Genomic DNA, 13,790 nt, shown 5'->3' on the forward strand with positions numbered 1-13,790 from the left:
TGACCGTGACCAAGGATTTGCCGTGAAGAGAATTGCCCGCCTGGGATGGGATGTCGGCGGCGCCCATGTAAAGCTTGCCGCCTTCGGGCAGGATGGAAGGCTGAAGGCCGTGCGGATCGCCCCCTGCCCGGTGTGGAAGGGCGACAAAACGCTTGCCGACGCCCTGCGCCAGCTGCGCGCCGAGTTCGAGCCCGGCGTGCCCTCCGCCGTCACCATGACCGCCGAGGGCGCCGATTTGTGGCCCGACCGCCGCGCTGGCGTGGTCGGCACAGCGGCGATCTTGATGCGGGAGCTTGCCGGCGCCCCGCTGGTGCTGTTCGCCGGACCGGAAGGCTTCGTGCCGCCCGAGCGCGCCGCCGAGCACGCCGACCACATCGCCTCGGCCAATTGGTACGCCGCCGCCGCCGTGCTCTCGCATCTGCTGCCCGGCGGCATTCTGGTCGACATCGGCTCGACCACCGCCGATCTCATCCCCTTCGACAGCGGCCGGGTGACGGCGCGGGGCTTCTCCGACGCCGAACGCCTCGCCAGCCATGAGCTGGTCTATACCGGGGCCGCCCGCACCCCGGTCATGGCGCTGGCCCACGAGGCGCCGTTCGAGGGGCGGTGGCTGCCGCTGATGGCCGAGCACTTCGCCACGACGGCGGATGTTCACCGCCTCACCGGCGCCCTCGCCGAGGATGCCGACCTGCACCCGAGCGCCGATGGCGGGCCGAAGACGATCGAGGCCAGCGCCCGGCGGCTGCTGCGTATGGTGGGGCATGATTTTTCGCCGCCGCTGCTACCCAAGGCGCGGGCCCTGGCCCGCCACCTCGCCGAGGCGCAGCTTGCCCGCATCGGCCGCGCCTTCGACTGCGTCGCCTCCGCCCAGGAGAACGGACCCGAACTTTTGGTCGGCGCCGGCGTTGGACGGTTCATGGCGGCGCGGCTCGCCGAGCGGCGCGACCTCGCCTATTTCGACCTCGCCGACGTGCTGACCGACGACCCCGCCCTTTCCCGCCAGGCGGCGGATTGCGCGCCCGCCGTCGCGGTCGGCCTGCTCGCCGCCGCCCTCGACGCCGCCTGACCCACCCTCGCACGTACCGGAATCCCGCCCATGTCCGACCGCCCCATGGCCGAGCGTACCCCAACCGACCGCGTCTTCCTTCGCGGCGTCGAGCTGCACGCCACGCACGGCCTGCTGGAAGAGGAGGCGCGGCTCGGCCAACGCTTCATCGTCGACATCGACTGGTGGCTGGACGCCGGCGCTGCCGCCGCCCACGACAACTACGCCGAGACGGTCGGCTATGAGAAAGTGTTCGAGGTCATCCACGAGGTCTCGTCCGGTCACCGCTTCCACATCCTGGAAGCCTTCGCCCAGGCGATCGCCGAGGCGGTGCTCGCCCGCTATCCCCGGGTGGAGAAGGTGCGGGTTGAGCTGCACAAGCCCTCCGCGCCGATCGCCGGCATCTTTCGCGATGCCGGGGTGGAGATCACCCGCACCCGCTGACCCACGCGGCGGGGCCGCGCCGGGGCTTCCGGTGCGGCCCCGAAGCGCTTACCTCTAGGGCCGCCGCCCGTTCTCTGCCTGGAGTCGACCATGTCGCGCGATGCCGTGCCCCCGCCTGTCCGTCTTGGCGATTACCAGCCGCCGGACTGGCTCGTCGACACCGTGCATCTGGACGTGCGCCTTCACCCCACCGCCTCGCGCATCATTGCCCGGCTGGCGCTTCGGCCGAATCCCGAAGGGCGCGAGGGTTCGCCCATCGTTCTCGATGGCGACGAGCTCAGCCTGAAATCGCTCGCGCTGGACGGCGTGCCGCTGGCCGGCACCGCCTATGTCGTCACCCCAACGGCGCTGACCCTGCTCGCCCCGCCGCAGCGGGCGCTGACGCTGGAAATCGAGACGGTGGTCAACCCGTCCGCCAATACCAAGCTGATGGGCCTCTACCGCTCCAGCGGCACCTATTGCACCCAGTGCGAAGCGGAGGGCTTCCGCCGCATCACCTTCTTCCCGGACCGGCCGGACGTGCTCGCCGTCTACACCACCCGCGTCGAGGCCGAGCGGGAGGAGGCCCCTGTGCTGCTGGGCAATGGCAACCCGGTGGAGAGCGGCGCGGTGGAGGGCACCAGCCGCCACTACGCGGTGTGGCATGATCCCTGGCCGAAGCCCTGCTATTTGTTCGCTCTTGTCGGCGGCCGGCTGGACCGGATCACCGAAGACTTCGTCACCGCCACCGGCAAAAGGGTCGCGCTCGGCATCTATGTCGAGCCGGGCAAGACCGAGCGGGCCGGCTACGCCATGGACGCGCTCAAGCGCTCCATGCGCTGGGACGAGGAGGTGTTCGGCTGCGAGTATGATCTCGACGTGTTCAACATCGTCGCCGTGGCCGATTTCAATATGGGGGCGATGGAGAACAAGGGGCTGAACATCTTCAACGACAAATATGTCCTCGCCAGCCCGCAGACCGCGACGGACGCCGACTACGCCAATATCGAGGCGATCATCGCCCATGAATATTTCCACAACTGGACCGGCAACCGCATCACCTGCCGCGACTGGTTCCAGCTCTGCCTGAAGGAAGGCCTCACCGTCTTCCGTGACCAGGAATTCTCGGCCGATGCGCGCTCGCGTCCGGTCAAGCGCATCAGCGATGTCCGGCTGCTGAAGGGCCACCAGTTTCCTGAGGATGCCGGCCCGCTGGCCCATCCCGTGCGTCCCGACAGCTACCGCGAGATCAACAATTTCTACACCGCCACCGTCTACGAGAAAGGCGCGGAAGTGGTGCGGATGCTCAAGACGCTGCTGGGCGATGAGGGCTTCCGCGCCGGCATGGACCTCTATCTCGACCGCCATGACGGCGATGCGGCGACGGTGGAGGACTTCCTCGCCTGCTTCGCCGACGCCAATGGCGTCGACCTGACCCAGTTCGCCCTGTGGTACGCGCAGTCCGGCACCCCGCAGGTCACCGTGAGCGGCCGCTGGGACGAGGCCGGGCGCAGCTATCGGCTCGATGTGGTGCAGACCCTGCCGCCGACGCCGGGGCAGAGCGAGAAGCTACCCATGGTCATCCCCCTCGCCATCGGCCTGGTCGGGCCCGACGGCGCCGACATGGCGCTCACCCCGGATGACGGCAGCAATGCCGAGCGCGGCGTGCTGCTGGTCACGCAGCCGCGCCAGAGCTTCGTCTTCCGCGACATCGCCGAGCGCCCGGTGCCCTCGCTCAATCGCGGCTTCTCGGCGCCGGTGAAGCTCTCCAGCGACATGTCGACGGCGGATTTGCTGTTTCTGGCCCGCCATGACAGCGACCCGTTCAACCGCTTCGACGCCGCCCAGACCATCGCGCTCAGTCATCTGGTGGAGGCGACCGCCGCCGCCCGCGCCGGCGCCGCGCTGCCGGCACCGGACGCGCTGGTCGCGGCGCTTGGTGCCACGCTGGACGACGGCGCGCTGGACCCGGCCTTCGTCGCGCAGGCGCTCTCCATCCCATCGGAAACCGACGTCGCCCGCGAGATCGGCGAGGATGTGGACCCGGACGCGATCCATCTCGCCCGAACAGCTCTGCGCCGGGCGGTCAGCGGGGCGCTGGCGCCGGCGCTGGAGGCAATTTATGCCCACCACGCGCCATCGGGCGCCTATTCGCCGGACGCCGCCTCAGCCGGCCGCCGCGCGCTGCGCAACACCTGTCTTGATCTTCTCGCCGCCGGCGGCACGGCGGGGAGCCTCGCCCGGGCGCAGGCGCATTTCGACACCGCCGACAACATGACCGACCGCTTCTTCGCCCTCTCGGTGCTCGCTCATACGGCGCCGCTGGCCCGGGAGGCGGCGCTGGCCGCCTTCCATGAGCGGTTCCGCGAGGACCCGCTGGTCGTCGACAAATGGCTGGCGCTGCAGGCGCAGATCGCCGAACCGCAGGCGCTGGAGCGCGTGCGCGGGCTCACCCACCATGCCGCCTTCGCCTGGAGCAACCCAAACCGGGTGCGGGCGCTGATCGGCAGCTTCGCCGGGCTCAACCCGACGCAGTTTCACCGGATCGACGGCGCCGGCCATGCACTGGTCGCCGACGCGGTGATCGACATTGACGGGCGCAACCCGCAGCTCGCCGCCCGGCTGCTCGCCGCCTTCAAGAGCTGGCGTTCGCTGGAGCCTATGCGGCGCGCCTCGGCCGAGGCGGCGCTGCGGCGCGTGGCCGAAAAGCCGGGCCTGTCGCCCGACGTGACCGACATCGTCGGCCGCTCGCTCGGCTGATCAGCGGCGCTTGCGCCTCACACCCGCCCCTGCGCGGCGAGGTGAGGCGCAAGCCCAAGGCCCGGCCTCAGTACTCGACCACGCCGTCGAGCGCGTAGTGCTTGATGGTCTTGCGGTTGGCGATCAGCTCGTCGACCGTCGGCTTGCCAGTCATGGCGCGCTCCAACGCCAGCTTCATCGCCTCGTAATTGGTGCGGTAGAGATCGGCCTTGTCGAGATTGGCATCCTCGGCGCAGCGCGGGTCGAGCCACACCATCACGATCATGCACAGCTCGTCGGCCTGGTCCTTCGGCAGGATGCCCTCGCTGAGCGCGTCGACGATGGCGTCGCCAATGGCGCCCTGCACCACGCCGCCGAGCAGATCGACATATTCCAGCGTGTGGATGGTGGCCTTGGTGGTCATCATCGTCGCGGGGCGCACCTGCTGGTTCAGGTCGCGCACCACGAACATGCGGGTGTGCCCCTGCACCTGCCCCATCATCGAGGCGAAGGCATGCCCGGCCGGGCCGCGCACCGAGCCGATCAGAACCTCCGGCATCGCGTCGGTGAACTGCCCGTCGGCAGCGAGAACGGTCGCTTCGCCGGTGCGGAACCAGATGTCGCTCATGTGAACCTCTTTATTTCTGCAGCCACCCGCAAACCGGGCAAAAGCGCATAGCACCGGGGCCTGCGCGCCGTCCATGCGGCGTGGTTGTCGGCAGGCGACACCCCGTTTGTCCGGCAGCGCCACCCACCCTGGCACCCTCGCCACCTCCGCAGGTTGCTGAATCGTTAACTTGACTCCCCGGGACTCTGGACACGGAGGGGTCCGATCGATTCAAATCGGAGTGATTCGGAGAGATGCGGCACATCGCTCCTATCGGACTGGGAACGGGTTTTGGGACTTCGGGGGAGGCCGGCGATGGCGCGCGCCAACGCTGCAGGCGCGTCCGTGCGCGTACAAGCCATGCGAGGGCTTGCACGCACCGTGGCGCGACCTGCCTATCAGCGATTGGTCGACGCCGAACCCTTCATGCGCAAGGCCGTTCCGGCGCTGATCATTGCGTTCATCGCCTCGGTCGCCATCGCCGCGATCGTGCAGATTCACGCCTATCGCGCCGACGCCATCGCCAATGCCAAGGATGAGCTGGCGCTGTTCGCCGCCGCCATCGCCAGCGAGGCCGGCCGCCTGCCGGCAGGATCAACCACGCCGGACGCGCTGCTGCAGAACAGCCTGCCGCCCCGCGCCGCCGAGGACGGGCGGCGCTACGGCCTGATCGATTCCAACGGCAAGATCCTCGCCACCCACGACGAGACGTCGACCGCCGCCGAGCAGATCAGCCAGCTTCTCGCCAATACCCAGGCACTCACCATCTTCGCCGAAAATGCCGGCGTGCTCGATGTCATCATGCCCGATGGCGCCGCAGCCCTCGCCACGGTGCGCAACCTGCCCAATGGCGCGCTGCAACTGGTCGTGGTGCAGCCGCTCTCCGGCGCGCTGGCGACCTGGCGCTCCGACACCGTGCTCACCGTCACCCTGCTCTCCACCACGGGCGCGGTGCTGCTGATCCTCGGCTTCGCCTTCCACTGGCAGGCGACCCGCGCCCGCGAGGCCGACGGCATCTACGAGACGGTGCGCGCGCGCATCGACACCGCGCTCTCGCGCGGCCGTTGCGGCCTGTGGGACTGGGACATGGGCCGCGGCCGCATGTTCTGGTCGGATTCGATGTTCGAGATGCTCGGCCACGCCCCGCGCGAGGACCTGATCTCCTTCGGCGAAGTGGCCAGCCTCGTCCATCCCGACGACACCAATCTCTACGATATCGCCCGCGAGATCGCCGACAAGCCCGGCCGCACCATTGATCGCGTCTTCCGCATGAAGCACGCCGATGGCCACTGGGTGTGGCTGCGCGCCCGCGCCGAAGTCGTGCCCCAGCCCAATGGCGAACCGCCGCATCTGGTCGGCATCGCGGTGGATGTCACCGAGGAGCGACGCCTGGCCGAACGCACCGCCACCGCCGACATGCGCCTGCGCGACGCCATCGAGAGCATTTCCGAATCTTTCGTGCTGTGGGACGCCTCGAACCGGCTGGTGCTCTGCAACTCGCGGTTCCAGTCGCTCTATGGCATCGGCGACGCCCATGTCGGGCAAGGGACGGAGTTCGAAACCATCGCCTCGCTCGCCCGCCAGCCGGTGGTCCGCATCCCGCTCCGCCCGGAAGACCGGCCGGAAGAGGGCGCCCGCGCCTTCGAGGCGCAGCTGGAAGGCGGGCGCTGGCTGAAGGTTGCCGAGCGCCGCACCAAGGATGGCGGCTACGTCTCGGTCGGCACCGACATCACCGCCCTCAAGCGCCACGAAGAGCGCCTGATGGAAAGCGAGAAGCGGCTGATGGCGCTGGTCGCCGATTTGCGCAAATCGCAGCAGACGCTGGAACTGCAGGCGCTGCAGCTCGCCGAGCTGGCGCAGAACTATGCCGACGAGAAGACCAAAGCCGAGGACGCCAACCGGGCCAAGTCCGAATTCCTCGCCAATATGAGCCATGAGCTGCGCACGCCGCTCAACGCCATCATCGGCTTCTCCGAGCTGATGGAAAGCGGCCTGTTCGGGCCGCTCGGCAATGAAAAGTACAACGAGTACTGCCGCGACATCCGCGATTCCGGCCGCTATTTGCTCGACGTCATCAACGACATTCTCGACATGTCGCGCATCGAAGCCGGCCGCGTGCAGCTCAACCTCCAGCCGGTCCGGCTCGACGAGGTGGTTGCCGACGCCATCCGCGTCATGTCGGTGCGGGCCGGCGAGAAGCAGCTCACCATCGTCGACGAATCCGATGCCGCCGTGGCGGTCGAGGCCGACAAGCGGGCGCTCAAACAGATCACGCTCAACCTGCTGTCCAACGCCATCAAGTTCACCCCCGAGCAGGGCCGCGTCAGCCTGCGCACGCGCCGCTCCAAGCACGCGGCGCTGCTCGTCATCGAGGACAGCGGCATCGGCATCGCCAAGAGCGCCTTGGCCAAGATCGGCCGCCCGTTCGAGCAGGTGGAAAGCCAGTTCACCAAGACCCACAAGGGGTCCGGCCTCGGCCTCGCCATCGCCAAGTCGCTGGTCGAGCTGCATGGCGGCTCGATGCGGATCCGCTCCTCCGAAGGGGTTGGCACCACGGTGGTGATCCGCCTGCCCTTGAACGGCCGCCCGGCTCTGCAATACCGTACCAGCCGGACCCTTCCCGCCGAGTAGACCACCCATGGATGTTCTTGAGGAAAACGCGGTCGACTGCGTCGTCGCCGGCGCCGGTGTCGTCGGCCTCGCCATTGCCCGCGCCCTGGCCCTGAAGGGGCGCGACGTGCTGGTTCTGGAGGCGACCGGCCTTGTCGGCTCCGACACCTCGGCCCGCAACAGCGAGGTCATCCATGCCGGTCTCTATTACGCACCCGGCACGCTGAAGGCCCGGCTTTGCGTTGAGGGGCGCCAAGCGCTCTACGCCTATTGCGAGGCGCGCGGCATTCCCCACCGGCGCACCGGCAAGCTCATCGTCGCCACCAGCCCGGCGGAGACCGACAAACTCGCCGCCATCGACGCCCATGCGCGGGCCTGCGGGGTCACCGATCTGCAGCCGCTGAGCGGCGCCGAGGCGCGGGCGCTGGAGCCGGCACTCAACGCCGAGGCCGCGCTGCTCTCGCCCTCCACCGGCATCATCGACAGCCACGCCCTGATGCTCGCTTTGCGCGGAGATCTGGAAGATTCCGGCGGCATGATCGCCTTCAACGCCCCCATCCTTTCGGGCGAGGTGACGGCGCGGGGGATCGTCCTCGACGTCGGCGGCCCCGAGCCGACGCGGCTTGCCTGCGCCAGCTTCATCAATGCGAGCGGCCACGGCGCCGTGACGCTGGCCCGCGCGATCGCCGGCATTCCGGCCGAAGCGATCCCGCCGGCCTATTTCTGCAAGGGCTCCTATTTCACCCTGTCCGGCCGGGCCCCGTTCGCGCGGCTGATCTACCCGGTGCCGGAACAGGCGGGGCTCGGCGTGCACCTGACGCTCGATCTCGGCGGCCAGGCCCGCTTCGGGCCGGATACCGAATGGATCGACGCGCCCGACTACACGGTCGATCCCGCCCGCGGTGACGTGTTCTATGCCGCGATCCGCCGCTACTGGCCGGCACTGCCGGACGGGGCGCTGAACCCGGCCTATGCCGGCCTTCGGCCGAAGATCGTGCCCGCCGGCGCCCCGGCGGCGGATTTCCGCATTGACGGCCCGGCCGAGCATGGCGTGCCGGGGCTGGTGCAGCTGTTCGGCATCGAATCCCCCGGCCTCACCGCCAGCCTCGCCATTGCCGAGCAGGTGGCGGCGAAGCTGGGCTGAGACGCGCTCAGGGAGGAACGTCCTCCTGAGGTGCCGCCGCAGGCAGCGGCGCCTCAGGAGGACGACGGAAAAGGGGAAAAAGCCCTCACGCCCGCTTGCGCCGGCGCTTGGGCTCGGCGGCGAGCAGGCGCTCGAAGGTGGCGCGCACCAGGCGCTGGGTCTCGAACAGATGGGCTTCCAGCGTCGAGAAATCCGGCATCGCCCCCGCCCGCGCCAGCAGCCGTCGCAGCGCCGGGCTGGCCTCCGCCGGCTTGAAGGGCTCGGTGATGGCGAGACGCAGCACCTGCGTCAGGTCGTGCAGCAGCCGGCAGGCATCGGCCAGAACCTGCCCGTCCTGCACGTCGAGCAGGCCGACGCGCTGCGCCGTCTCGATCACCCGCAGCGTCGAGGTGTCGATGATGCGCGGCTCATGCGCGGCATGGGCCAGCACGAGGTACTGGGCGATGAACTCGATGTCGACCAGCCCACCGCGCGCATATTTGAGGTCCCAAGGATCGTCCTCGCCCTTCTCGTCGGCGATGGCGCCGCGCATATCGACAATGTCGGCGGCGAGGCGGTGCGGGTCGCGCTCGCCGGAAAGGACATGGTGGATGGCGCCCTCCACCCGGGCGCGGAAGGCCGGCGAGGCCGCCACCACCCGGGCGCGGGTCAGCGCCATATGCTCCCAGGTCCAGGCCTCCTCGGCCTGGTAGACCTCGAAGCGCGGCAGGCTGGTCGCCACCGGGCCGGAACGCCCGGACGGGCGCAGCCGCAGGTCCACCTCATAGAGCTGGCCGGCATTGGTCGGGGTGGTCAGGGCGCTGACGATGCGTTGGGTGAGCCGGGCGAAATACTGCGCGCCATAGAGCGGGCGCGGCCCGTCGCTGTCAGGATGCTCCTCGTCGAAATCATAGAGCACGATGAGATCGAGATCGGAGCCCGCCGTCATCTCCCGCCCGCCGAGCTTGCCCATGGCGAGCACCGCCACCTCGGCCCCTGCCAGCGTGCCATGCGCCTCGCGGAAGCGGGCGATCACCGCCTCTTCCAGCGAGCGGATCAGCACATCGGCCAGCCGGGCGAAGGCCTCGCCGGCGCGGGCGGCGGGAAGCGTGCCGGAGAGTATCCGCACGCTGATCAGCACATGGTGCTCCTGCCGGAAGCGACGGGCGCGGTCGAGCCGGTCCTCCTCGTTTTCCGCCTGGGCGAGGTCGGCGGCGAGCCGCGCCGCCAGTTCCGGCTCGTCCGGCAGCGCGCCGAAAAAGGCCGGGTCGAGCAGCGCATCGAGCAGCGAGGGGCGGTGCGCCAGCATCTCGCCAAGGCGCGGCGCGGTGCCGAGAATGGTGGCGAGCAGCCGCACAAGGTCCGGGTTGTGCCGCAGCGCCGCCAGCAGCCGCTGGGCGGTCGGCATTTCCCGGAAGAAGCGGTCGGCGGCGTTCAGCCCGGCATCGGGGGCGCCGCCGCGCGCCAGCGCGTCGACCAGCAGCGGCACGATGGCTCCCAGTTCCTCGCACACGCCCTCAGCGCGCAGGGCGCGGGGCTCACCCGCCAGCCAGCCACGCACCGTGGCGCTGGCCGCCTTGGGGTCGGCATAGCCGAGCCGGTGCAGCGTTGCCAGCGTCTCGCGGTCGTCGGCGCCTTCCGGAAATTCGAGCCGCCCCTCCACCGCCGCCCGGGGCGGCGCGTCCTCGAATAGCTTGGAATAGTGGTCCTGCACCCTCGAGAGGCGCTGGGTGAGCGCCTGGGCGAAGGCGTCGCGCGCGTCATAGCCCATGAAGCGGGCGAAGCCGGCCAGCGTGTCCTCGTCCTCCGGCAGGGTGTGGGTCTGGGCGTCGGCCACCATCTGCAGCCGGTGCTCCACCCGGCGCAGGAAGTGATAGGCCTCGTCGAGCTCCGCCCGCGCGGCCTCGCCGATCCAGCCGGTCTGCGCCAGCACGGCGAGCGCTTCCAGCGTGCGCGGGGTGCGCAGGCGCGGGTCGCGGCCGCCGGCGATGAGCTGCTGCGTCTGGGCGAAGAACTCGATCTCGCGAATGCCGCCACGCCCCAGCTTGACGTTGTGGCCCTCCACCGCGATCGCCTCATGGCCGCGAAAGGCGTGGATGTCCTGCTTCATCGCGTGGACATCGGACACCGCCGCATAATCGAGGGCGCGGCGCCAGACGAAGGGGGTGAGCTGCTTGAGGAATTCCTGGCCGAGGGCGAGGTCGCCGGCGATCGGCCGCGCCTTGATATAGGCGGCGCGCTCCCACGTGGCGCCCTCGCGCTCGTAATAGGCCAGCGCCGCCTCCACCGAGAGCGCGGCCGGGGTCGAGGCCGGGTCGGGCCGCAGCCGCAGATCGACACGGGCGACATAGCCCTCGCCGGTGCGCTCCTGGATCAGCTTCACCAGCCGCTGTGTCATCCGCACGAAGAAGGGCGCGGCCTCCACATCCTTGGCCAGCGGGGCGAGGTCGGGATCGTAGAGCACGATCAGGTCGACATCGCTGGAATAGTTGAGCTCGCGCGCGCCATGCTTGCCCATGGCCAGCACGGTGTAGCCGAGCCCCTCGACGCCGGTCTTGCGCAGCTTGCGCGCGCTGATGCCCTCGCGCACCAGAAACGCCACCGCCGCCGCGATGGCGGTGTCGGCCGTCGCGGTCAGCTCGGCGGTCACGGTGGCAAGGTCGAACACCCCGCCAATATCGGCCAGCGCGACGGTGAGCGCGGTCAGCGCCCGCAGCCGCCGCAGCGCCGCCATCACCTCCGCCTCGTCGGAAGAGGCCTCCACCACCCGGACCGTGTCGGCACGCGCGCGCGCCAGCGCCTCGGCGGGCTCCGCCTCCAGCAGCGCCAGCAGCCGGGCGGGGTCGAGGCGGATGAGATCGGTCAGGAAGGGCGAATGGGCCGCCACCGCCGCCAGCACGGCGCGGGAATCGTCATGGGCGGCGAGAAGGGCGTCCAGGCGGTCGCGCACCGGCTTGGGCGCACCGGAAAGAGCGTCCGCCACCGCCTCGGGCAGCCCCGCCGGCACGGGAAAGCCAGGCGCGCGCTGGAGCCGTGTGATCAGGCTCTCAGCCGGCGCCGCCACCGTCCCGCTCGTGCTTGCCGCCATGCCGCCGTCGCCCCCCTTGCGTGTGTTAATCCGTTGCCGCCTCGTCGGTAAGATCGAGCGGCAGGTCGATAACGATCCGCAGCCCCGGATCGTTGCCCTCCAGCGACAGTGTGCCGCCGTGCAGGCGTACCACTGCCGCAACGAGAGACAAACCCAGCCCGAAGCCGGGGCGGGTGCGGCTGGCCTCCAGTCGCACAAAACGCTCCAGCACGCGCGGCCGGTCCGCCTCCGGAATGCCCGGCCCGCGATCGGCGACCACCAGATGCAGCCGGTCCCCATCTCGCCGGGCGGTCAGCGTCACGTCGCGGCGCGGGCCGGGCGCCCCGCCGGGCATGTCAGGCGCGCTGTATTTGATGGCATTGTCGAGAAGATTGGCCAGCGCCTGCCCGAACAGTTCGCGCACGCCGCGCATCGGCAGCGGCCCGGCGACCTCGACACGCAGGTCCAGCCCGCTTTCGTCGGCCACCGGCTCATAGAGCTCGGCCACCCCCGCCACCGTCTCGGCGAGGTCGAAGCGCAGCATCGTGGCGCGGGCCTGCCCGGCCTCGGCGCGGGCGATCATCAGCAGCGCGTCGAAGGTGCGGATGAGGCCGTCCGATTCCTCGATGGTCCGCTCGGTGGCGAGGCGCCATTCCGGCTCCGACTGCGCCGTGCGCAGTGCATCCTCGGCGCGGTTGCGCAACCGGGTCAGCGGGGTCTTGAGGTCATGGGCGATGTTGTCCGACACCTGCTTCAGCCCGGCCATCAGCGCCTCGATGCGGTCGAGCATGGCGTTGAGGCTCAGGGCCAGTCGGTCGAACTCGTCACCGGTGCCGGAGACGGCGAGCCGACCGGAAAGGTCGCCGGCCATGATGCCGTCGGAGATCGCCGTCATCTGGTCGATGCGCTTGAGCACGCGGCGGGTGATGAACAGCCCGCCCGCCATGCCGAGCACCACGAGCAGCGCCAGCCCCCACACGGCGGGGCCGATGATGATCTGGCGCAGTTCCTCGCGCTCGACGATGTCGCGGCCGATCAGCAGCCGGTATTCGCCGGGCAGGAAGATCACCTGCACCAGGGCGCGGCTCGGGGGGCCGGAGGATTCTTCGGAGCGCACATAGTCGATTTCCCGCCAGCCCTGCCGGTCGAGAATGTTCAGCGGCAGGTTGAGCATGTTGCCGGCAAGCGGGTCGCCATTGAAGCTCGCGATGAGCAGCAGGCCGGCATCGGGCGCGCGGGCGCGGCGGTTCACCAGCTGCACGAGGCGGGTGATGCCGCCACGCTCGAACTGCGCCTGCATGAAGCGTGTGTCGTTCTCGATCGCCTCCACCGCCTGCCGCGTCACCAGCCGCTGGGTGTGCCAGCCGAGATAGGCGATGACCGAGCCGGCGAAGAGGGCGAAGATGAACAGATAGGCCGCGAGAAGCTTGAACGCGGTGGTGCGGATGAGTTTACCGAGCGCCGTCACGGACGATGTATCCTGCGCCGCGCACCGTGTGGAGCAGCGGCGGATCGAAGCCCTTGTCGATCTTCGCGCGCAGCCGCGAGACGTGAACGTCGATCACGTTGGTCTGCGGGTCGAAATGATAGTCCCACACATTTTCCAGCAGCATGGTGCGCGTCACCACCTGGCCGGCATGGCGCATGAGATATTCCAGCAGCCGGAACTCGCGCGGCTGCAGCACGATCTCCTGGCCCGCACGGGTGCAGCGATGCGCCAGCCGGTCGAGCTCGAGGTCGGCGACACGGTAGACCGTATCGGCCGCCTGCGGGCCGCCGCGCCGGGCCAGCGCCTCGACCCGGGCGAGCAGCTCGGTGAAGGCATAGGGCTTGGGCAGGTAGTCGTCGCCGCCGGCGCGCAGGCCGGTCACGCGGTCATCCACCTGGCCGAGGGCGGAAAGGATCAGCGCCGGCGTCTTGTCGCCGCGCCCGCGCAGATCGGCGATCACCGACAGGCCGTCGCGGCGCGGCAGCATGCGGTCGACGATGAGCACGTCATAGCCGCCCTCGCGGGCCAGAACGAGGCCCTCCTCGCCGTCCGAGGCCACGTCCACCACATGGCCCGCCTCGCGGAACGCCTTGCGCAGATAATCGGCGGCGTCGCGGTCGTCCTCGACGATGAGCAGGCGCATGGGGGACTCTTCGGCGCTTTTTCGGGCTGCTCTCCGGAAATCCG

General features: G+C 69.8%; 9 protein-coding genes. 5 read left to right on the plus strand and 4 right to left on the minus strand.

Annotated features, from left to right (window positions below):
* Positions 1–22 precede the first annotated feature (22 nt).
* From J2S76_RS07915 to pepN, 3 genes are all read left to right on the plus strand, one after another.
* Positions 23–1,066 carry a hydantoinase/oxoprolinase family protein gene (locus tag J2S76_RS07915; RefSeq protein ID WP_307059209.1) on the plus strand — a complete coding sequence of 348 codons (1,044 nt, stop codon included), beginning with the start codon at positions 23–25 and terminating at the stop codon, positions 1,064–1,066.
* Positions 1,067–1,096: 30 nt separating this feature from the next.
* Positions 1,097–1,489, plus strand: coding sequence for a dihydroneopterin aldolase (folB, locus tag J2S76_RS07920; RefSeq protein ID WP_307059211.1), 393 nt, complete (start codon positions 1,097–1,099; stop codon positions 1,487–1,489).
* Positions 1,490–1,579: 90 nt separating this feature from the next.
* Positions 1,580–4,228, plus strand: a complete 2,649-nt coding sequence (gene pepN, locus J2S76_RS07925) for an aminopeptidase N (protein WP_307059213.1) — start codon at positions 1,580–1,582, stop codon at positions 4,226–4,228.
* Positions 4,229–4,295: 67 nt separating this feature from the next.
* Here the strand turns inward: pepN and fae are convergent, their stop codons facing one another.
* On the minus strand, positions 4,296–4,835 hold the full coding sequence (gene fae / locus J2S76_RS07930; RefSeq protein ID WP_018389907.1) for a formaldehyde-activating enzyme: 540 nt from the start codon (positions 4,833–4,835) through the stop codon (positions 4,296–4,298).
* Between the two features lie 405 nt (positions 4,836–5,240).
* Here fae and J2S76_RS07935 point away from each other — a divergent pair, with 405 nt between their 5' ends.
* The gene (locus J2S76_RS07935; RefSeq protein WP_307059218.1) at positions 5,241–7,445 is read left to right on the plus strand and encodes a PAS domain-containing sensor histidine kinase; all 2,205 of its coding nucleotides are present in this window, start codon (positions 5,241–5,243) and stop codon (positions 7,443–7,445) included.
* Positions 7,446–7,452: 7 nt separating this feature from the next.
* Positions 7,453–8,568: an NAD(P)/FAD-dependent oxidoreductase gene (locus J2S76_RS07940; RefSeq protein ID WP_307059220.1), complete on the plus strand. Its 1,116-nt coding sequence runs from the start codon at positions 7,453–7,455 to the stop codon at positions 8,566–8,568.
* Between the two features lie 85 nt (positions 8,569–8,653).
* Here J2S76_RS07940 and J2S76_RS07945 read toward each other — a convergent pair whose 3' ends face one another.
* From J2S76_RS07945 to J2S76_RS07955, 3 genes are read right to left on the minus strand one after another with little or no spacing between them, the layout of a single operon-like run.
* On the minus strand, positions 8,654–11,635 hold the full coding sequence (locus tag J2S76_RS07945) for a bifunctional [glutamine synthetase] adenylyltransferase/[glutamine synthetase]-adenylyl-L-tyrosine phosphorylase (RefSeq protein ID WP_307059222.1): 2,982 nt from the start codon (positions 11,633–11,635) through the stop codon (positions 8,654–8,656).
* A gap of 25 nt (positions 11,636–11,660) precedes the next feature.
* A complete protein-coding gene (locus tag J2S76_RS07950; RefSeq protein WP_307059224.1) occupies positions 11,661–13,082 on the minus strand; it encodes a sensor histidine kinase in 1,422 nt (473 codons plus the stop codon).
* A complete protein-coding gene (locus tag J2S76_RS07955) occupies positions 13,066–13,746 on the minus strand; it encodes a response regulator transcription factor (RefSeq protein ID WP_307059226.1) in 681 nt (226 codons plus the stop codon). The genes J2S76_RS07950 and J2S76_RS07955 overlap by 17 nt, the downstream gene beginning before the upstream one ends.
* Between the last annotated feature and the right edge of the window lie 44 nt (positions 13,747–13,790).

Source organism: Ancylobacter vacuolatus (genome assembly GCF_030813595.1).
Classification (GTDB): domain Bacteria; phylum Pseudomonadota; class Alphaproteobacteria; order Rhizobiales; family Xanthobacteraceae; genus Ancylobacter; species Ancylobacter vacuolatus.

Excerpts from the sequence above, each read along its gene's own strand:
- folB (WP_307059211.1), top strand. The coding sequence starts at position 1,097 with ATGTCCGACCGCCCCATGGCCGAGCGTACCCCAACCGACCGCGTCTTC.
- pepN (WP_307059213.1), top strand. The coding sequence starts at position 1,580 with ATGTCGCGCGATGCCGTGCCCCCGCCTGTCCGTCTTGGCGATTACCAG.
- fae (WP_018389907.1), bottom strand. The coding sequence starts at position 4,835 with ATGAGCGACATCTGGTTCCGCACCGGCGAAGCGACCGTTCTCGCTGCC.
- J2S76_RS07935 (WP_307059218.1), top strand. The coding sequence starts at position 5,241 with ATGCGCAAGGCCGTTCCGGCGCTGATCATTGCGTTCATCGCCTCGGTC.
- J2S76_RS07940 (WP_307059220.1), top strand. The coding sequence starts at position 7,453 with ATGGATGTTCTTGAGGAAAACGCGGTCGACTGCGTCGTCGCCGGCGCC.
- J2S76_RS07945 (WP_307059222.1), bottom strand. The coding sequence starts at position 11,635 with ATGGCGGCAAGCACGAGCGGGACGGTGGCGGCGCCGGCTGAGAGCCTG.
- J2S76_RS07955 (WP_307059226.1), bottom strand. The coding sequence starts at position 13,746 with ATGCGCCTGCTCATCGTCGAGGACGACCGCGACGCCGCCGATTATCTG.